Annotated in this window: 21 protein-coding genes and 1 tRNA gene; 8 read left to right on the top strand and 14 right to left on the bottom strand. The window is 59.4% G+C overall.

The window, feature by feature from the left end:
• Window positions 1-4: 4 nt before the first annotated feature.
• The gene (gene arsM / locus MHX53_RS07490) at window positions 5-838 is read right to left on the bottom strand and encodes an arsenite methyltransferase (RefSeq protein WP_239271901.1); all 834 of its coding nucleotides are present in this window, start codon (window positions 836-838) and stop codon (window positions 5-7) included.
• A 92-nt stretch (window positions 839-930) separates the two neighbouring features.
• Here arsM and MHX53_RS07485 point away from each other — a divergent pair, with 92 nt between their 5' ends.
• Window positions 931-1,314 (top strand): metalloregulator ArsR/SmtB family transcription factor, encoded by a 384-nt coding sequence (locus MHX53_RS07485; RefSeq protein WP_239271899.1) that lies wholly within the window; start codon window positions 931-933, stop codon window positions 1,312-1,314.
• A 328-nt stretch (window positions 1,315-1,642) separates the two neighbouring features.
• Window positions 1,643-1,843: a hypothetical protein gene (locus MHX53_RS07480; protein WP_239271897.1), complete on the top strand. Its 201-nt coding sequence runs from the start codon at window positions 1,643-1,645 to the stop codon at window positions 1,841-1,843.
• Between the two features lie 78 nt (window positions 1,844-1,921).
• Here the strand turns inward: MHX53_RS07480 and MHX53_RS07475 are convergent, their stop codons facing one another.
• The 5 genes from MHX53_RS07475 to MHX53_RS07455 all read right to left on the bottom strand — a co-directional run bounded on the left by MHX53_RS07475 (window position 1,922) and on the right by MHX53_RS07455 (window position 4,607).
• Window positions 1,922-2,497 carry a recombinase family protein gene (locus tag MHX53_RS07475; protein ID WP_239271896.1) on the bottom strand — a complete coding sequence of 192 codons (576 nt, stop codon included), beginning with the start codon at window positions 2,495-2,497 and terminating at the stop codon, window positions 1,922-1,924.
• A gap of 199 nt (window positions 2,498-2,696) precedes the next feature.
• A complete protein-coding gene (locus MHX53_RS07470) occupies window positions 2,697-3,173 on the bottom strand; it encodes a hypothetical protein (protein WP_239271895.1) in 477 nt (158 codons plus the stop codon).
• A complete protein-coding gene (locus tag MHX53_RS07465; protein ID WP_239271894.1) occupies window positions 3,110-3,550 on the bottom strand; it encodes a hypothetical protein in 441 nt (146 codons plus the stop codon). Before MHX53_RS07465 ends, MHX53_RS07470 begins: the two co-directional genes overlap by 64 nt.
• 90 nt (window positions 3,551-3,640) lie before the next feature.
• Window positions 3,641-3,979 (bottom strand): hypothetical protein, encoded by a 339-nt coding sequence (locus MHX53_RS07460; RefSeq protein ID WP_239271893.1) that lies wholly within the window; start codon window positions 3,977-3,979, stop codon window positions 3,641-3,643.
• A gap of 82 nt (window positions 3,980-4,061) precedes the next feature.
• Window positions 4,062-4,607 carry an antirestriction protein ArdA gene (locus tag MHX53_RS07455; protein WP_239271892.1) on the bottom strand — a complete coding sequence of 182 codons (546 nt, stop codon included), beginning with the start codon at window positions 4,605-4,607 and terminating at the stop codon, window positions 4,062-4,064.
• 361 nt (window positions 4,608-4,968) lie between these two features.
• Here MHX53_RS07455 and MHX53_RS07450 point away from each other — a divergent pair, with 361 nt between their 5' ends.
• Complete coding sequence (locus MHX53_RS07450) at window positions 4,969-5,265, top strand: hypothetical protein (protein WP_239271891.1); 297 nt, start codon at window positions 4,969-4,971, stop codon at window positions 5,263-5,265.
• A 78-nt stretch (window positions 5,266-5,343) separates the two neighbouring features.
• Here the strand turns inward: MHX53_RS07450 and MHX53_RS07445 are convergent.
• The 6 genes from MHX53_RS07445 to MHX53_RS07420 all read right to left on the bottom strand — a co-directional run bounded on the left by MHX53_RS07445 (window position 5,344) and on the right by MHX53_RS07420 (window position 10,928).
• Window positions 5,344-5,419: transfer RNA gene (locus tag MHX53_RS07445), tRNA-Arg, on the bottom strand.
• Window positions 5,420-5,513: 94 nt separating this feature from the next.
• Window positions 5,514-5,879 carry a hypothetical protein gene (locus MHX53_RS07440; RefSeq protein WP_239271889.1) on the bottom strand — a complete coding sequence of 122 codons (366 nt, stop codon included), beginning with the start codon at window positions 5,877-5,879 and terminating at the stop codon, window positions 5,514-5,516.
• 33 nt (window positions 5,880-5,912) lie between these two features.
• Entirely contained in the window at window positions 5,913-6,812 is a 900-nt protein-coding gene (locus MHX53_RS07435; RefSeq protein ID WP_204514487.1) for a M15 family metallopeptidase, read from the bottom strand.
• A gap of 200 nt (window positions 6,813-7,012) precedes the next feature.
• Window positions 7,013-8,071, bottom strand: a complete 1,059-nt coding sequence (locus MHX53_RS07430) for a hemolysin family protein (protein ID WP_239271887.1) — start codon at window positions 8,069-8,071, stop codon at window positions 7,013-7,015.
• Window positions 8,068-9,375 (bottom strand): hemolysin family protein, encoded by a 1,308-nt coding sequence (locus tag MHX53_RS07425; protein ID WP_239271885.1) that lies wholly within the window; start codon window positions 9,373-9,375, stop codon window positions 8,068-8,070. The genes MHX53_RS07430 and MHX53_RS07425 overlap by 4 nt, the downstream gene beginning before the upstream one ends.
• Window positions 9,376-9,482: 107 nt before the next feature.
• On the bottom strand, window positions 9,483-10,928 hold the full coding sequence (locus MHX53_RS07420) for a GuaB1 family IMP dehydrogenase-related protein (protein WP_239271883.1): 1,446 nt from the start codon (window positions 10,926-10,928) through the stop codon (window positions 9,483-9,485).
• A gap of 110 nt (window positions 10,929-11,038) precedes the next feature.
• Between MHX53_RS07420 and MHX53_RS07415 the strand changes: the two genes are divergently transcribed.
• Window positions 11,039-14,767 carry a multifunctional oxoglutarate decarboxylase/oxoglutarate dehydrogenase thiamine pyrophosphate-binding subunit/dihydrolipoyllysine-residue succinyltransferase subunit gene (locus tag MHX53_RS07415; RefSeq protein WP_239271881.1) on the top strand — a complete coding sequence of 1,243 codons (3,729 nt, stop codon included), beginning with the start codon at window positions 11,039-11,041 and terminating at the stop codon, window positions 14,765-14,767.
• Window positions 14,768-15,376 (top strand): GDSL-type esterase/lipase family protein, encoded by a 609-nt coding sequence (locus tag MHX53_RS07410; protein ID WP_239271879.1) that lies wholly within the window; start codon window positions 14,768-14,770, stop codon window positions 15,374-15,376.
• 223 nt (window positions 15,377-15,599) lie between these two features.
• Here MHX53_RS07410 and rsrA read toward each other — a convergent pair whose 3' ends face one another.
• Both rsrA and MHX53_RS07400 read right to left on the bottom strand, forming a co-directional pair.
• On the bottom strand, window positions 15,600-15,875 hold the full coding sequence (rsrA, locus tag MHX53_RS07405) for a mycothiol system anti-sigma-R factor (protein WP_239271877.1): 276 nt from the start codon (window positions 15,873-15,875) through the stop codon (window positions 15,600-15,602).
• Window positions 15,872-16,501 (bottom strand): sigma-70 family RNA polymerase sigma factor, encoded by a 630-nt coding sequence (locus MHX53_RS07400; RefSeq protein WP_102237743.1) that lies wholly within the window; start codon window positions 16,499-16,501, stop codon window positions 15,872-15,874. The genes rsrA and MHX53_RS07400 overlap by 4 nt, the downstream gene beginning before the upstream one ends.
• A gap of 163 nt (window positions 16,502-16,664) precedes the next feature.
• Here MHX53_RS07400 and MHX53_RS07395 point away from each other — a divergent pair, with 163 nt between their 5' ends.
• From MHX53_RS07395 to rsgA, 3 genes are read left to right on the top strand one after another with little or no spacing between them, the layout of a single operon-like run.
• Window positions 16,665-17,138 (top strand): DoxX family membrane protein, encoded by a 474-nt coding sequence (locus tag MHX53_RS07395; protein ID WP_102238325.1) that lies wholly within the window; start codon window positions 16,665-16,667, stop codon window positions 17,136-17,138.
• Window positions 17,139-17,143: 5 nt separating this feature from the next.
• On the top strand, window positions 17,144-18,421 hold the full coding sequence (aroA, locus tag MHX53_RS07390) for a 3-phosphoshikimate 1-carboxyvinyltransferase (protein ID WP_239271875.1): 1,278 nt from the start codon (window positions 17,144-17,146) through the stop codon (window positions 18,419-18,421).
• Window positions 18,418-19,434, top strand: a complete 1,017-nt coding sequence (gene rsgA / locus MHX53_RS07385; protein ID WP_239271873.1) for a ribosome small subunit-dependent GTPase A — start codon at window positions 18,418-18,420, stop codon at window positions 19,432-19,434. The genes aroA and rsgA overlap by 4 nt, the downstream gene beginning before the upstream one ends.
• The last annotated feature ends 3 nt before the right edge of the window (window positions 19,435-19,437 follow it).

Here is a 19,437-nt window from a genome sequence, read left to right as displayed (position 1 = left end):
GCGGTTAGTTCGTAGGCTTAGTGGCGCGGATGATCGCGGCGTGCATCCCGTCCGCGGCCTCGTGCGTGAACTCCACGCTCGCACCCTTGAACCCCGCCTTGGCGAGGCCGTCGAGGTACTCGGTCTTCGACAGGGCTCCGGCGATGCACCCAACGTAGGAACCGCGGTCAGCACGCTCTTCGGGGGTGAGGCGGTCTTCGGCGACGACATCGGAGAGCCCGATACGGCCACCCGGCGCGAGGACGCGGAACATCTCAGCAAGGACGGCGGGCTTGTCGGTGGAGAGATTGATGACGCAGTTGGAGATCACCACTTCCACCGACCCGTCCGAAAGCGGTATGTCCTCGATGGTGCCCTTGAGGAACTCGACGTTCTCCGCCCCGGCCTCGATCTTGTTCTTCTCGGCCAGGGCGAGCATTTCGTCGGTCATGTCCACGCCGTAGGCGAACCCGGTCGGTCCCACACGGCGTGCGGAGAGCAGCACATCGATGCCGCCACCGGAGCCGAGGTCGAGCACCGTCTCACCCTCGTGCAGCTCAGCGACCGCCGTGGGATTGCCACAGCCCAAGCTGGCCTCGACCGCCTCCAATGGGAGTCCGGCGGCGGTCGCCTCGTCGTAGAGACCCGCGCCGAAGCTCCGCTTGGTCGGAGCGCAGCACGAGTCGTCGGCCGCCTCATTCGATCCCTCTGTAGCGGAGGTGCTGGAACAGCACGAAGAGACAGACGTCTCTTCGACCAGGAGGTCAGCGTTGCGGGTGCCGGTGGTGACCGCGGTCGCGGCCTGGGCGTAGCGGGCGCGGACTTGTTCGCGCAGCTCGGTGTTCTCGTTCTCGCTCATTGCGTGCTCCATTTCCCGCGGGGTGCCCCTACTACATATTGATGTTCATCGATACATCGACATTTGTCAATGCATGGCGTAGGGTCGAGGGCATGCCGATCTCACTGCCGCTGGTCGCGACCGACACGGGAGGATGTTGCGCCCCCGTCACGGGTGGGGTGCTCGCGGTCGAGGATGCGCAGCAGTTGGCACGGATGTTCAAGGCGCTCGGTGATCCGACCCGTGTGCGGCTGTTGTCGATGATGGCTGCGCAGTCCGGCGGGGAGGCGTGTGTGTGCGATCTGACCGAGCCTGTCGGCCTCTCCCAGCCCACGGTCTCGCATCACATGAAGCAGCTCGTCGACGCCGGCCTGGTCACGCGTGAGCAGCGTGGCAAGTGGGCCTACTACGCGGTCGTTCCCGAGATCCTGGGGATGCTCTCGGCCGCGCTCGACCCGCAGACACTGAGCACTGACACTCCCGCGGGCTCCTGCTGAGGAGATTCGGGGTTCAGCGGCGCAGGGCGGCGTAGCGGTGCCACGATGCTCCCGCGAGGGTTCCGGTTCGTCGGCCCCATGCTCAAGGCAGCGCTGCTGGTGCTGCCGGAGGATGACGGCCCCGACTCCCGCGAGACGAAGGGTGCGCTGCGCACGGCATGGCGGGAGTTCCAGGCGTTCCGGGCCCGCTCGCCCATCTGGCGGCTCGCGCTCATGGCCGTGCTGTACACGGTCGGCTTCATGGTCGTGCGGCTGCTGCTGACGCAGGCGATGGGGGATCTTCCAGAACGTCTGGATCGCAGGCGGCATCTCGGCGCTCGTCGCCTCGGTGATCGTCGCCCCGACGCTCATCAGCAACCTCATCAAGGGGGTCGGCTCCAAGACGGGCGTGAAGGTCACGAAGGACAAGAGCGACCGCGATGTCGAGCATGTGCGCCGGGACGAGGGCATGAAGTCGTCGCCGGCCGACGAGGCCGGGTTCATCCCTGAGGTCCCTGAGGACGACAGCGACTGGAGGCAGTCTGCGTGAGACCCGCACTCCGTTACCTCCCACACGGCAAGCGCCCCGGACGAGATGTCCGGGGCGCTTCTGTGTGTCGTGGGGGGCTCAGGTGGTCGCGTAGGCCCCGGAGCCGTTCAGGGCGGCGTACAGGGTCGTGCGGGACACGCTCAGCTCCCTGGCCACCCGAGCATGGGCGACACCCGCCTCGACCCGCTCGCGGGCCTCGGTGATCTGCTCGGGGGTCAGGCGCTTGGTGCGGGCGTACACGCCCTTCTTCTTGGCGATGGCGATGCCCTCGGCCTGGCGCTCCCGGATGGTCGCCCTCTCGAGCTGTGCCATCGCTGCCAGCACGGTGAGCATGAACTCCCCCTGCGGCGTATCGGTGTTCAGCGCAGGATTGTCGATGAACTCGATCTGGACGTCCTTGGCGCGCAGCTGCTCGACGAGGGCGAGCAGGTCGGTGGTCGACCGGGCGAGGCGGTCGGGGCTCTTGACGAGCACGGTGTCGCCCTCGCGGACGTACTCGAGCATCCGGGTCAGCTCGGGCCGCTCCCGGCTGCTGCCGGAGATCTTCTCCGTGAAGATCTTGTCGGCCCGGCTGAGCACCTCGAGCTGCCGGTCGAGGTTCTGGTCGGCTGAGCTGACCCGCGCGTAGCCGACGAGCTTGCCTGTGGTGTTCATATCGTCTAGACCCCCTGTGCAGATGTGTCCATCTTATCAACATGGGACCCAGGTGAACAGCGCGTAGGCAGGGACCCGCCCCGTGTTCAACGGGTACACCTAGCTGGACAGGTACTCAGCTGGTAGGTGACCACACCTCCCAATGCCCGGTGATCCGACGCAGGAGGATCGACGGGCGCCATGGTCTGAGTGGAGGCCCTCAGCCGTCCTCGAGTCGACGCAAGATGTTCGCCAACAGAATCACGGCATCCGCGGTGATGCCGGTCGTGGTCCGGTCGGCCTTCGGCGAGTGCTTCAGCTTGTGGGCGAGAGCCGATGCCTTCTTGGTCAGCCCCCGCAGCTCCTCATTGGACTTGCCGGGCAGACGGTGGTCGATGTGCGCGCCGATGCGGATGTCGGTCTTGTCGACCGGAGGCTCTGAGAGTCCCGGTGGGCAGTGCGCCTCAGGGTCGTAGACGTGGGCGCTGAGCGCCGCGAGGACATCGACACAACGGTTGCCCACGTCCTTGTAGTCGACAGGCGTGGAGGCTGACCTGAAGCGCTGCCGTAGCTGTGAGATGTGATCGTCGACATCGGTCCAGCCGAGATCGCCGTGCGGCGAGATGCCTTCGGTCAGTTCGCCAAGGAACTGCCGCGCTTCGGCCTCCTCAAGCTGGTTTTGGATCGGCCGAAACACCTTCTCGATGATGTCGCGGCGGGCTTGCCAGCTACCGCTACCCCGGGCACCTTCAGCCGTCCAGTGGCTCTGGAACTCGGAGAAGTCACGCCATGGGGGTCGAAGACGATGCCCCGCCGTTTGAGGAGCATGCGGAGCGCCTTGAGCGCGGCCCTCGCCTCGTCCTCGTCGGTCCGCAGGTGCGACTTCTCGGTGCCGTAGGACTCGTACTCTGCTCGGACGAGCCTGGTGAGCTCGAGCGCTGTCTCCAGTGGGTTCGGGTCGTGGGCGGTGCCCTGTGCGAGCTGGGTGATCAGGCCGGCGTTGAGAACCGGCTCCGATGAGTCCCAGGGGTTGCCAGTCTCCGTTGGCTCCTCGAAGAAGTCTTTGATGCGCATGCTTCATTATCCTCTGGCCGTCGCATTCACGGAGGTCAAGAAAAAGAACCCCCGAGGAGCGGATGCTCCCCGGGGGTCTCGTGATCGCGCTCAGCTCTCCTGCTTCTGTAGCAGCTTCGAGGTGACGTGGTTCTGGTGCGGGATGGTGATCGAGCCGTCGTCGTTGACCGTGCCGTAGACGTTGTAGCTCATCAGGCCGACGAAGGTCAGCTCGTCGCCGTTGCGACTCCAAGAGCAGTCGGCGTCGATCTCGGCCTGCGGGTTGGTCCGCTCCTGGTGGCCGCAGGTGCCGTCCTCGCCGAGGATCAACATGTAGCGCCCCTCCTTGGCGTCGAGGTAGGTGCCCTCGAGGTTGTTGCCGCTGCAGCCGGTGAGCAGGGCGGTGGCGGCGATGGCGAGCGTGGTGGCGGTAATCAGGTGGCGTCGCATGGTGGGCTCCTATGGGAGGAAGGAATCTGTCAGACATGCTATAGGCGCGCTTACGTGACAGTGCAGTATACGCGCCTATAGCTCAGAGGTTGCGGAAGACGATGACGCCGCCGTCCTCGGCGTCCTCGACCGTGTAGTCCATCAGCAGGTCACGCGCCCACTGGTCGTAGTCGATGTAGCGGCGGACCTTGTCGGAGACGCCCTCGAGCAGGCCGCCCTCCTCGAGCATGTGGTCGGCGTACTCGCGCCATGAGCACCACTCGCCCTCGTAGCGGTCCTCGAACGCCTCGAGCGACGGGAAACCGCCCTCGCCCTCGGCGAGGTAGCTGCCGGAGCGAACCCAGGCGAAGAGGGCCTCCTGCTGGTGCTCCGGCACCGAGGTGAGGACGCGGCCCCACTGGGCCGCGGTCATGGGGTCCATCTCGCCGGCGACAGGGATGCCCTCGTGGTCCATCACCCAGAGTTCCTCGTGGTCGGTCGCGTGACCGTGCAGCTGGGCAGGGGTGACCTCGTCGCAGTCCTCGGCGTCGTACCACCTGCCGACGAGATCGGCTTCCGAATAACACGTGAGGCAGCCAAGCCACGCGCGGGGCTCGGTGTGGCGGATGATGCGGGCGCTTGTGGTCATGCCAGTCTTCTTCGTTCACGAGCAGGCTGATCACCTACTCCTCAGGAGGTCTCCCGGCCACGCCTCGCGTGGCGGGCGCGACGTGTCGCGTATTGCGTACCTCAGTGCGTACATGCCCACTCTATGCAGGCGTGAAGAAGGCCCCTGATCGGCGTTTCCGCTGACCAGGAGCCGTATCTGGTGCCCGCGACAGTGTCCTGCGTCAGGACATAGTTGACACCAACACCCAGCGGTTTTGTCCAAGACAGTTGACACATCAGTCAGGACATCGTTGACACTTCCACCCCACTCCCGCACCAGTGGTGATAGTTGACACATCAGTCGCGACATCGTTGACACATCCAGCCAGCGACAATGAGCCATGAGCTACAACAACCCCAACCTCGCCATCGTTAAAGCCGTGACCGAACAACACATGAGCGTTAGCCAAGCAGCCCGCATCACACTTCGATTCGCCGGACAAATGAAATACCTCGGCATCGGCCGCGCCCACACAGGCACAGGCACACTCACCGTCATCACCGGCAACCACGCACTAACAACCAACACAGAAACCGGAGAAATCATCGCCGAACACAACATCGACACAGGCCGTCGTTACCAACCCAACCTGATCAAGAACACCCACCCCACCCAAACACAAACGCCACAAAGCTAGAACAACGCTCTAACCCTGCGGCGTAAAGTGTCAACCATGTCGCGACTGACAATGTCAACTATGTCCCGACTGATCACATGGTGCCCGCGACAGGATTCGAACCTACGACCTTCTGCTCCGGAGGCAGACGCTCTATCCACTGAGCTACGCGGGCGGGAACCTCGACAAGTGTACCACTGGAGGTTCAGACACGGAGGGTCATACACGCTTGGAACCGCGCAATGCCCCTACCCCGCCACAAATTGTGCTTATGCGTCGTCAATCACCAGACGCACAACTGCGTTACCGTCGACCTCAGCTTCCTCATTACGCACGGTTTTGCCCACCAATTGCGCAACTTTCTGCACGTCATCAAGGTCACCGCTGAACTCAAGCGTAATGCGGTTTCCAGCTTCTTCAAGCTTCTCAGGGTCAGTGATGAAGTCAGATACGTGTACGAAGAACTTGTCAAGCAGGTCTTCGAGCGGGTACTGGTCCTCACCTTCCTCCGTAGTGAAAGTCAGGGCAACAGAATAGTCATCCTGAGACAGGTTTCGGTAGATACCAGGTTCAACAGGTTCGTACGCGTCCGTATTTGCGTGCTTCTCAAGCGTTTCGACGACAAAATCTTTCACTGTTACGCCCCTCGTTAAACCGAACGATTCAGCTCAGTAGCCTTTAACGTCCTTACGCCCAGGCACATATTCCCAGTGCCATGGTTCGTACTTCGACGACTTAGCCCAGTCTGGGTTTTCCCAGCCGTATTCGTGACCGTGCTTTACCAGCCAATCGTACAACGGTCCACTCGCTTGTGCAGCACCGCCACCAAAGTCGATTGCCAGACCCATACCGTGGAGGGACGTTCCCGGCTTAGCCGCCAAACCTGGCTTGCGACCCGCAACGCTCACCTGTGAATCCAGAGTGCGGTATGTGTCAGTGAGTTCGAAGTCTTTTCCAGTTTCAGCCTTGTAGGCTGCGTTCATCTTTGCAAACGCAACAGCGGCATCCTGACGCAACTTGTGGTCACCGATACCCAAGTTGCACAACCACTCTTCCGGCAACTGCCCGTTAGACGCTTCGCCTTCTGGAACCTTACCTTCACAGCCAGGCAGAGCCGTGCGCTTCACCGACAGCGAGGATGCGTGTGGATCTCCCTTTGCGTCGGCTTTAACACCGCCGACCGCACCGTTCTGTCCGGCCAAAACGTCTTTTTCACCGTTCGATCCACCAGAAACGCTTTCGCTTGACGCTGCACGCGAGCTTGCGGAAACGTCTGTGGATACCTCGCCGGTGGAGCTCGCACCTACACCTGAAAGGAGCGTTGCGGTCATGGCTGCACCTGCAACTGCAAAAGTTCCAACTGCGGAAAGAGTCACGTTGCGCTTGCGACGCAGTGCTCGCAAAGCTGCACCGTTCGACCCGCGCACTGCTGGGGCCGCCGAGGTGGTTTGAGGCGTAGCGGAACGAGAAGTGAGTTTGGCAAAGGTGGGGAACTTGCGAGACTGCGCTTTGCGTGCCCGGCGAAGATCCCGTCGCCGTACAGCAGGTTGCGTGGTTTCGTTTTCCACCAACTTCTCCTCACGTCTTGACTACACATGTGGCGTTCCGCCCATGTCACAACATAGTAACGAAATGTAACGATAAGTCATAACTTTGTGACATTCAAGCTTCAGTTATTGTGCCACACCTCACAGATTCATTCAAAAATGCAGGTCAGGACCGAAATCCGAACGTTTACACATTCGACACGCGTGTTACACATTGCAATTTAGCGCGTCGCTCGAGGCTGATTTCGTTGCATCGCGTCATGTACTTCACCCACCAACTCCTCCAGTACGTCCTCCAAGAACAGCACGCCGACGACCTTTCCTTGCCCATCGACCACACGACCCACGTGGTGGCCTGCGTGTTGCATGGTGGCGAGTGCTTCTTCAATCTCGTCTGTAACAGCAACAGTCACCATGGAACGGAATCGCTTGGATGGAACTGGTTCCGTGTAGGTCTCTGGAGTATCTGCGTACAGCACATCCTTAACGTGGATGTAACTGTCGGGCCTTCCGTCACTGTCGATGAGGATGTAACGCGAATACCCCGTGCGTCCCACTAAGTGCTCAATGTATTCGGGAGTGACATCGGCATCGATCGTCACGACGGAGCTCAGAGCCACCATGACGTCGCCTACAGTCTTGTCGGAAAACTCGAGCGCACCCTTCAACAGGTCGGTTTCGTCGTTGAGTAATCCCTCACGCTTCGACTCGGCAACAATCTGTTGCACTTCTTCGACCGTATACGCGGCGTTCACGTCGTTACGTGGCGTCACACCCACCAACCGCAACAAGAAGTTGGCAAACCAGTTCAGAGGGCGAATCACAAAACCAAAGATCTTGGCCAAGAACACTAGCGGTGGTGCGAGTAACAGCGCAGCCGTGCGTGAGGTCGCCAAGGCAATGTTCTTAGGAATCATTTCGCCAACCACCACGTGGAGGTACGTCACGATCCCCAGCGCAAGCACAAAACTAATGACCCCCGAGGCCTCTGCCGGGATCGACAGATAGTGCAACGGCCCTGCAAGCAGGTGGTGGATCGCCGGTTCCGAAATGTTACCGATAAGCAGGGAGCACACCGTAATCCCCAACTGACAGATCGCCAGCATCGCAGACACGTGCTCCATAGCGTACAGCGTGGTTTTGGCCGATTTACGACCTTCTTCAGCCAGTGGTTCAATCTGAGCACGCTTAGCTGACACGACAGCGAACTCCGCTGCAACGAAGAACGCATTGCCACCTAAGAGGAATACCAGCCAGATCAGACCCATCCAGTCGTTCACGCGACACCTCCCAGGTAATCGGGAACCAACCGGAGGCGTTCGATCCGGTGACCGTGCATCCGTTCAACCACCAGTGAAGCATCTTTCACGCGCACCGAATCCCCTACGTCTGGGATCTTGCCTAAAGCAAACATGACAAAACCAGCCATTGTTTCGTAGTCCACGTCTTCGGGAATCTCAATCCCTGACGCCTCGGTCACCTTGTCAGGACGCAAACTCCCGGGAACCAGCCATGTCCCATCGCGAGCGGGCCGTACCTGCACGCTCAAACGGTCGTGTTCGTCGACCACCTCACCCACAAGCTCTTCAACGACATCTTCAAGCGTCGCTACGCCAGCCGTTCCACCGTACTCATCGATCACTAGCACCATCTGGTTACCGCGACTGCGCAACACCACCAGAAGGTGGTCGACAGGCATGGTTTCGGGCACCTCGGAGACGTCCGTCATCAGCCCCGCTGCGTATGCATCCTCACGGTTGGCCAGCGGAACCGCAACGGCCTGCTTGACGTGTACGACCCCCACGATGTCATCCCGCGAGTCCCCCACCACGGGGAATCGGGAGTAACCGGTCTGGCGGGACAGTTCAGTGATCTCGGCCGCTGTGGTGTCCCGTTCCACTGTGGCCATCCGCGTCCGAGGTGTCATGACGTCTTCCGCTGTCCGCTCAGAAATACTGAGGGTACGGGCCAAGAGGTCGGCAGTTTGAACGTCCATGGTTCCTTCGTCTGCCGAGTGTCGGACGAGGCTTGTCAGCTCATCTGCCGACCGGCCCGCGGAGCTTTCTTCTTGCGGTTCGATTCCCATGGCTACGAGGGCTTTGTTGGCGGTTCCGTTGAGGAGCGCAATGACCGGGCGGAATACCACGGAAAACATGTACTGCAGAGGAACCGCAACACTTCCGGCTTTCGTTGGCGCAGAAATTGCGAGGTTCTTCGGAACAAGCTCGCCCACAACCATGGACAAAAATGTCGAGACGATAAGCGCAACGACCAAGGACACAGCACGCGAGACGGTTTCGCTAGCACCCAACTGTTCCACTAATGGAATCAGGAGCGCACCGAGCGACGGCTGCATGAGATAACCCGTGAGCAGAGTCGTAATGGTGATCCCCACTTGCGCAGCAGAAAGCTGTGTCGATAGGTGGTGGAGACCTTTTTCTAAGTACTTCGACCCGGGTTCACCGTTACGGACCGCTTCTTCAACTGTGTGTTTGTCAAGCGTCAGAAGCGAAAACTCAGCAGCAACAAAAACTCCTGTGCCTGCGATCAGGAGGAGCGCTAAGGCAAGATAGAGCCACTCCATTTACTGCACAGATCCGGGTTGGAGAAAGGAAAACTGGGCGATACGCCTAAATACTGGGATGCCGGCCTCACGCCGGCCGAGACTGTCACTCGTCATAACCTCAGAGTTTACCAGCTCTGTAAGCGGGGCCGGCCCTCGTCGTATCCCGCCGCTGACTGGATGCCCACGACTGCGCGTTCAGCAAACTCAGTAAGCGTGCGCGCGCCAGCGTACGTACACGAAGAGCGCACACCCGACGTGATCGAGTCAATCAGGTCTTCGACCCCAGGGCTCTGCGGGTCCACGAACATGCGCCCGGAAGAGATGCCTTCTTCAAACAGGGCTTTGCGCGCACGGTCAAACGGCGACTCATCACGAGTGCGGTTGGCAACTGCTCGCGCTGACGCCATCCCAAAGCTTTCCTTATAACGCTGTCCCTTTTCGTCTACAAGCATGTCGCCTGGGCTTTCGTGAGTGCCAGCGAACCACGAACCAATCATGACCTGGCTCGCACCAGCGGCCAGGGCCAGGGCCACGTCGCGTGGGTACTTCACGCCACCGTCGGCCCACACATGCTTTCCCAGTTCGGTGGCAACCTGAGCGCATTCCAGCACGGCAGAGAACTGTGGGCGCCCCACTGCTGTCATCATGCGGGTCGTACACATGGCTCCCGGTCCAACACCCACCTTCACGATGTCGGCCCCAGCTTCAATAAGGTCCCTCGCACCGTTACCGGTCACCACGTTTCCAGCGACTAGTGGAAGCCCTAAGTCCAAAGCCTTAACGGCTTGCAATGCCTCGATCATTTTTTCTTGATGCCCGTGCGCCGTGTCCAGGACGAGCACATCGGCGCCGGCCTCAGCGAGCGCTTGCGCGCGAGCGACAACGTCGCCGTTGACACCCAACGCCGCACCTAAGCGCAACCTTCCGTCCGCGTCTACGGCAGGCGAATAGATGGTGGACCGCAGAATTGACGCGCGCGTCACGCAACCAACGACCTCGGCACCCGAAAGCACCGGAGCGTAGTCCAATCTTGCATCAACAAGCTTGTCAAAGAGCGCACGACGGTTGGTCGCGTCGTCGAACTCCGAAATATCAAACGTCACCTGGGGCTGTTCCATGACGTCCGCGAGCGAGGTGAACTGGTCAACCCCTTGGAGACTTTCCTGCGACACGATTCCTGCGAACTTGCCATCCTCAAGTAACACCGCACAACCGTGAACGCGCCTGGGCATGAGGTGGATTGCCTGCAACACCGTGTCAGTCACAGAAAGTTTCAGCGGAGTCTCAACAACTGGATGGCGATCTTTGACCCACTCGATCGTCTGCGCCATGACTGGAACCGGGATGTCCTGAGGAAGAATTGCCATGCCACCACGACGTGCGAGAGTTTCTGCCATTCGACGCCCCGAAACGGCCGTCATGTTCGAAGCGATAACCGGGATTGTTGTACCTGTTCCATCTACTGAACGTAAGTCAACATCGAACCGAGACGCGACAGCCGAGCGGTTCGGCACCATAAAAACGTCGGAGTATGTTAAGTCGTGAGACTCGGGTTCAGAAATGAAGCGCATGTGACCATTGTCTACAAGGTATCCTCAAACAACAAAGAGGTTTGCCGTGTAGGCTTAAAATTGCTCTGATTGAACATTGCTACGAGTTGAGGAAGAGGGCGATTCGCGCCGTGTCCGAAACAACACCTACTGATCTCGCTGGGGATTTTGGTTCCAACGAATGGTTGGTTGAAGAACTGTACGAAAAGTACAAGAACGATAAAAACTCAGTTGACAAGGAATGGTGGCCCTTCTTTGAGAAGTACGAGGGCGCACCGGTGAAAAGCTCCACGAATTCCACCTCGAAGCCGGCTTCTCAGACCTCTGCAGACAAGAAGGCCGACAAGAACGCCGACTCGGAGTCAAAGCCGAAGGCCGAAGCGAAAACCAAGGGCGTTGAACCATCGGTCAACGAAGCTGAAACTACCAAGGCCGAATCGAAGGTTGCTTCTCAGAAGAAGTCCTCCCCCACCCAGTCAGCGCCTAAGGCCAGCGACGACACCGCCGAGGACGTTGTCACCAAACTGCGCGGGCCAGCTAAGCTCATCGCGGAAAACATGGACGCCTCCCTCGAAGTGCCTACCGCCACCTCGGTACGTTCGCTTCCTGCCAAGGCACTCATTGACAACCGTATTGTCATCAACTCCCACCTGCGCCGCACACGCGGTGGAAAGGTGTCGTTCACTCACCTCATCGGATTCGCAGTTATCCGTGCACTCAAGGCTTTCCCAAGCCAGAACGTGTACTACGAAATCCGTGACGGCAAGCCAGTCATGGTGCAGCCAGCGCACGTGAACTTTGGTCTGGCCATTGACATTCCTAAGAAGGACGGCACTCGCTCCCTCCTGGTGCCAAACGTCAAGAAGGCTGAAACTCTGACGTTCAAGCAGTTCGTCGACGCATATGACGACCTGGTGAACCGTGCACGTTCGGGCAAGCTCACCGCCGACGATTTCGCCGGCACCACGATTTCGCTGACCAACCCAGGCGGAATTGGAACCGTTCACTCGGTCCCACGTCTGACCAAGGGACAGGGTTGCATCATTGGTGTTGGTGCAATGACGTACCCAGCAGAGTTCCAGGGTGCGAGCCAAGAAACCATCGACCGTTTGGGTGTTTCCAAGGTCATGCACCTCACCTCCACCTACGACCACCGTGTCATCCAGGGTGCTGGTTCCGGTGAGTTCCTCAAGCTCGTTCATGAATACCTCTTGGGAGCCGACGGCTTCTACGACGAAGTATTCGAGTCACTGCGCCTGCCTTACGAACCAGTTCGCTGGCAGCCTGACGTTCACACGGGCGACCAGGACGATGTATCGAAGGCTTCACGCGTCATCGAACTCATCGACGCTTACCGGACCCGCGGTCACCTCATGGCAAACACCGACCCACTGGTGTACCGCCAGCGCAGCCACCCAGACCTCGACATCAACAACCACGGCCTGACCCTGTGGGACCTCGAACGCAAGTTCTCCACTGGCGGTCTGGGCGACGGTTCGCAGCTGCGTCTACGTGACATTCTGGGTATCCTGCGTGACTCGTACTGCCGTACCACCGGTTACGAATACATGCACATCGCTGACCCCGAACAGCGTCGCTGGTTCCAATCGAGGCTCGAAGTTCCATTGCAGGAACTCAGCCGCGCTGAGCAGGGACACATTCTGGGTCGCCTCAACGCTTCAGAAGCGTTCGAAACGTTCCTGCAAACCAAGTACATCGGTCAGAAGCGCTTCTCGCTCGAAGGTGGAGAATCCACCATCGTGCTACTTGACGAAGTTCTGAACCGTGCAGCCGACTCCGGCATGCAAGAAGTCACGATCGGTATGGCCCACCGTGGTCGTCTGAACGTGCTGACCAACATCGCTGGTAAGAGCTACACGCAGATCTTCCGCGAATTCGACGGAACCCAGTCACCTGACTCCTTCCAGGGCTCCGGTGACGTGAAGTACCACCTCGGTATGGAAGGTTCCTTCACCTCGCCAGACGGCAACACCACCAAGGTGTCGGTTGCCGCTAACCCAAGCCACCTCGAGACCGTCAACCCGGTTCTTGAAGGAATAACCCGCGCTAAGCAGGACGTGGCCTCTGGTGACACTCAGGACTTCTCGATCCTGCCTGTGCTGGTTCACGGTGACGCCGCGTTTGCAGGTCAGGGTGTTGTGTACGAAACCCTCAACCTGTCCGAACTCCGCGGATACACCACGGGCGGAACCATCCACGTGGTTATCAACAACCAGGTTGGATTCACCACGCCCCCAGCTTCGTCGCGTTCGTCGTACTACTGCACCGACGTTGCCAAGGCGATTTCGGCACCTGTCATCCACGTCAACGGTGATGACCCTGAAGCGGTTTACCACGCAGCACAGCTCGCGTTCGACTACCGTCAGGAATTCAACCGCGACATCGTGATCGACCTCGTGTGCTACCGTCGCCGCGGTCACAACGAAGGTGACGACCCATCGATGACGCAGCCAGTCATGTACTCGCTCATCGAAAAGAAGATGTCGGTACGTAAGCTTTACACCGACTCGCTGGTGGGTCGTGGCTGCATCTCCAAGGAAGAAGCCGCCGAGGTCGTTAAGGACTACCAGAACAAGCTCGAGGCAGCGTTCGCCGAGACCAAGGACGCAGAGAAGGAAAGCTCCGAGAACCTCGGCGTCACCAAACCGTGGGAACGCCCAGACGACCTCGAATCCGACTCCAAGTTCGACACCGCTGTTCCAGCGTCAGTGATTGAACGCATCGGTGACGTTCACACTGAAATTCCTGAAGGCTTCAACGTTCACAAGAAGCTGCGTAGCCTGCTGGAGAAGCGCAAGGAAATGTCACGTTCGGGTGGCATCGACTGGGGCTTTGCAGAACTGCTGGCATTCGGTTCGTTGCTCATGGAAGATGTTCCGGTTCGTTTGGCTGGTCAGGACTCCCGTCGCGGAACCTTTACCCAGCGTCAGTCGGTTCTTATCGACCACGAAAACGACAACGAGTGGACCCCGCTGGCTAACCTCACCGACAACCAGGCCAAGTTCTGGGTGTTCAACTCGCTCCTGTCCGAATACGCAGCCATGGGCTTCGAATACGGATACGCTGTGGAACGCACTGATGCTCTGGTCCTGTGGGAAGGACAGTTCGGTGACTTTGCGCAGGGTGCGCAGTCGGTCATTGACGAGTTCGTTTCAAGCTCCGAACAGAAGTGGGGACAAAACTCGGGTATTGTCCTGCTGCTCCCCCACGGTTTCGAAGGCCAGGGACCTGACCACTCGTCGGCCCGCATTGAGCGCTACTTGCAGCTGTGCGCTGAAGCCAACATGACGGTGGCCTACCCATCAAACGGTGCGTCCTACTTCCACCTGTTGCGTCGCCACGCACACGCGGAGGTCAAGCGTCCGCTTGTTGTGTTCACACCTAAGTCGATGTTGCGCCTCAAGGCTGCAGCCACCGATGTTGAGCAGTTCACCTCTGGAAGCTTCGAACCAATGATTCCGGACACCTCGGTCGATGCGAAGAACGTCAAGCGCGTCGTGCTGGTCGCTGGAAAGCTGTACTGGGATCTGCTGGCACAGCGCCAGAAGCTGGACGACAACACCACTGCTCTGGTCCGCGTCGAACAGCTGTACCCACTTGAGGTTGACACGCTCAACGAGGTGCTGGGTATGTACCCTGAAGACACTCAGCTGGTGTGGGCTCAGGAAGAGCCTGAGAACCAGGGAGCATGGCCGTTCATGCACTACAAGTTCTCGCAGCTGCTGCCAGACCGCAAGGTCGACGTTGTGTGCCGTAGCGCATCTGCATCGCCTGCAACTGGTCTGAAGAAGCAACACGACGTTGAACAGGCTGAAGTCATCGAACGGGTTTTCGAGTAAGTGACACTGAAGAAAACTACTATTGTCGTGGCCGGTGACGAACTTGTCGCCGGCCACGGCGATGCTCGGAGTCTAGGATGGGCCGGACGCGTCGCTGTGCGCACGCACCCGTCCTTGGCCAATGCGGAGTTCTACACGCTGTCAGTTCCGCAAGAAGACACGGGCGCTTTCGCCCAGCGTGCGTTTGCTGAGGCTCAGCTTCGATTTAGCGACAGCGGGATCAATCGTTTGGTCTTAGCCCCTGGGTCACGTGATGTGGATGCAGGGCTGTCGACGGCCCGGTCGCGCTTGAATCTTGCCAATGTGCTAGATGAAGCTCTTGCCGCCGAGGTGTCGACGTTCGTCGTAGGTCCCACCCCTGGCCGCAGTGAGAGCCGGAATGAAAAGGTTGCGCAGTTGTCGGCGGGTTTCGCTGATGTCGCGCATCGCCGCGCAGTTCCGTACGTGGACTGTTTTTCGCCATTGAAGTCCCACCCCGTGTGGCAACGCGATCTTGCGTCCAGTTCACGCGAGCTACCGGCGCAAGAAGGTTACGGTCTCATCGCCTGGCTTGTCCTCAACCGCGGCTGGTACGACTGGCTGGGTGTACAAAACGTGATGGAAGGCTAGCCCACACAACCGACCCTCCACCCTGCACTGTTGAAGTGGTGTGCCCACTATGGAAAAATAGGGTGGTCTAGTTAAAGGAGAGATAGATGAGCAAGCGTGCACGCAAGCGTCGCGACCGTAAGCGCAACAAGGCGAACCACGGCAAGCGTCCAAACGCATAAGCAAAAGAAGCGGGGCAGGTGATCACCTGCCCCGCTTCTTTTTGTCTAAGCGCGTTCGCTGGTCACTCGCGGTAGTACGTGATGTGCGTGTGTTCAACGGTGATACGCGCACGAATCCGTTCGACAAGCCCCTGTGGTGCTTGGTCGTGGCAACATGAGCGACGCACAAGCTCTTTCATGAGTGCCTCGATCTTGTATTCGTGTTCGCATTCGGGACAACACTGTAGGTGTTCTTCAATGGCACGAATCGCATCGTCATTCGCCTCACCATCGAGAAACGCGTAGATCCGTTCGAGTGACTCTAGCCTGCTTTGCGACCAGGACTTTCCGTCTGTCATGAACTTGCCCCCTCTCCAAATCCTCGTTCGGCAGCGTAGTCAGCCAACATTTCCCGCAACTGGCGACGACCTCGGTGCAGGCGCGACATCACGGTTCCCATGGGTGTGTCCATAATTTGCGAGATCTCCTTGTATGGGAGACCTTCGACGTCTGCGTAGTACACGACCATGCGGAAGTCGTCGGGAAGTGCTTGCAAAGCTTTTTTGATGTCAGAGTCTGGGATCCGCTCAAGTGCTTCGATCTCCGCTGATTTTCCGTCGGACGACGTGTGGTTGGCGGCACGGGCAATCTGCCAGTCTTCGATTGTGTCGCCACCCGTTTCTTGTGGCTGGCGCTGTTTCTTGCGATACGAATTGATGAAGGTATTCGTCAGAATGCGGTAGAGCCATGCCTTGAGATTTGTTCCCGGCTGGTACTGATGAAACGCGGCATACGCCTTGAGATACGCTTCCTGCACTAGATCTTCAGCATCTGCTGGGTTGCGCGTCATGCGCAAAGCGGCCGCGTACAGCTGGTTGACGTATTCGAGTGCTTCGTTTTCAAAACGCGCACGACGTTCGTCTTCTGTCTCTGTACTCAGATCTATGTCGTGGTCGCTGGGAGCGGTTGCAGTATTTTTCTCCATCAGCTCCCAGTCTACTAACGTCGCCGTCACTTTCACCTCGCTTGGGTACTCCCCGCTTGGGGTTGTCCGACGCTCTGTGCGTGTCAGTTACAACCGTTTTGCCACCTCGGTTATTCCCCGCGCTATGCTGAAACTAGCGAATCCAATCGGAAAGGTTGTTTCTGTGTCACTTGTAAGGTTGATTGCTCGCCCAATGCTGGCTTCCGCATACATCGCTAACGGAGTCGTCCGCGTCAAGAATCCTGACGTTGCCGCAAGTTCCGTTGAGCCCATTTCGAAGATGGCAAAGAAAAAGTTCGACGTCGAGATTGACCCCGCGCTCATTGCTCGCGCGACTGGAGTCGCACAGGTGACCGCAGGTTCTCTTCTCGCTATTGGCAAGATGCCTCGCCTGTCCTCGAGCATTCTGGTCACCACGTACCTGCTTGAGGTCGTAGGCCAGCAGTTGAACAAAGAAACTCGTTCCACCGACGGCCTATTGGCAAAGACCGCGATCCTTGGCGGTGCGCTCCTCGCATCGGTCGACACCGCAGGTAAGCCTGGTCTCGCATGGCGCGCACAGCACGCGGCGGAAGACCTGTGGCGCGAAGTCGAACGCACCTCGGCGAAGGCTGTCGACGCAGTTTCCCCTAACTGATAGCGGTGGTAAACCGCACTCACTGGCCCGTTCCGCGTGCAACTGCACCGGTGCGGGCCACCTGCGATGTACCTGGGTCCAAGTCGCTGACGAACCGTTACTTTGTGCTTGCGGCCCTTGCTGATGCTCCGTCGATTGTGCGCTCACCGCTGGTTTCGCGTGACACCGAACTCATGATGCGCGCGCTTGACGCGCTGGGAGCGACGTTCACACCTCATGGCAACGACATGAGCGTTGACCCCATCATGTGCTCTGATACGAATGGCGCCGAGGTGGCTATCGACTGCGGTCTTGCAGGTACCGTCATGCGTTTTGTACCTCCGGTTGCGTTGGCAACGGGTGCCCGCGCTCATTTTGATGGCGATCCTCAAGCGCGCGTGCGCCCCATGCAGACGATCCTCGACGCGCTCTCCGATCTGGGTGCCAAGGTGGAATCCGAAAACGGTTACCTTCCGTTTTCTATTGCGACCGGTGAGCACGTGGGCCATACCGTCACGATTGACGCGTCCCAGTCTTCCCAGTTCGTTTCCGGGCTGTTGCTTTCCGCGGCAAGGTTCCCGCTAGGACTTACGGTGAAACACCTCGGCGAGACTGTCCCTTCCAAACCGCACATTGACATGACCATCGCCACGCTCAAGCAGTACGGCGTAGAGGTCACACAGCCGGACCCCACAACGTGGGCGGTCAAGCCCGGCCCTGTTCACGCGATCGATGTCACGGTCGAACCAGACCTGTCGAATGCGTCGACGTTCCTGGGCGTGCCACTCATTGCCGGCGGTTCTGTCACGGTTCCGCACTGGCCCACACACACTGACCAGGCCGGACACGCGTTCGTGGACATTGCGCGCGCGTTTGGCGGAACAGCCGAACTGACTCCAGCGGGCCTCACGGTCACAGGTACCGGCACAGTAAAGCCGGTTGATCTTGACCTTTCCCAGGTGGGTGAACTTACCCCCGTGGTCGCAGCCATCGCTGCACATGCGCGCGGCACGTCGCACCTGCGTGGAATCGGGCACCTGCGCGGGCACGAAACCGACCGCCTCACAGCCCTAGCTACCGAACTCGCCAAGGCCGGAGCTCAGGTTGAAGAAGGCGCGGACTACCTCACTATCAGCTCGCCGGTATCCACGGGATGTACATGGAACAGTTACGCCGACCACCGCATGGTCATGGCAGGAGCACTGGTAGGGCTGACTCAGGATGTCACGATTGAGGATCCCGACACTGTGGCGAAGACCCTGCCCCAATTCACTGACATGTTCGAACGTGTGGTGAACGCGTGAGTCGGTACTCTCACTTCACAGAAGAGGACTACCGGCCGCGCCCCAACCGGCGTGGATCCAGGCCACGCACAAAGGACCGCCCAGATTATTCGGACGCCCTGGTTGGGTTTGTGTTTTCTGTTGACCGAGGTCGTTACCGGCTTGCCTTGCCCGATGGCACCCGCTTGACGGGAGTGCGAGCCTCGCATCTCCGACGCCGGCCCATAGTCCCCGGTGACCGGGTACGGGTGGTGGGTGACACCTCGGGAACGGAAGGAACCTTAGCGCGAATTGTGGACATTGAGCCCCGCTCTACTGTTTTGCGACGTACCGCCGACGACACCGACCCCACCGAGCGAGTCCTAGTGGCCAACGCCGACCAACTGGTGATCGTGACGGCGACTGCGGACCCGGATCCGTCCGAGGGGCTCATCGACCGCACGCTCATTGCCGCGTTTGACGCTGGAATCACGCCGATTTTGGCTATTACGAAACTCGATTTGAAGCCGGCTGATGCGTTGCGGGAGCGGTTTGCGCACAGTGGTGTGCAGATTATTGAGTGTGGGTTCGACGATCAGGGGCATCCGCGCGTTAAGCAGTTGCGTGGGCTTTTGGACGGTCACGTCAGCGTGCTGGTGGGACACTCTGGGGTGGGCAAGTCCACGTTGATGAACGCGCTGATCCCACAAGTAAGTCGCGCAACCGGCTCGGTGAACGAGGTGACTGGGCGGGGGCGACATACGTCCTCATCGGCGCTGGGTGTCGAACTTCCTGACGGGGGTTGGCTCATTGATACGCCTGGTGTGCGGAGTTTTGGGCTCGCACACGTGACGCCGGAAACCGTTCTCAGCGCGTTCGAAGAACTGGTCCCGGCGACCGCCGAATGTCCCCGCGGCTGTTCTCACACTGAGGACTCCCCCGGTTGCGCGCTCGACGCATGGGTTACAAATGGTAAAGCTGGGGTCGCCGGCCCTGACCGTCTCAACTCGCTCAGGCGGCTACTGACAAACCTGGCATCTACACCGCAGTACTGAGGT

The organism is Brevibacterium sp. ACRRH, assembly GCF_022346365.1.
In the GTDB taxonomy this organism is placed as follows: domain Bacteria; phylum Actinomycetota; class Actinomycetes; order Actinomycetales; family Brevibacteriaceae; genus Brevibacterium; species Brevibacterium paucivorans.
This window is presented reverse-complemented; position numbering and strand designations above follow the sequence as displayed.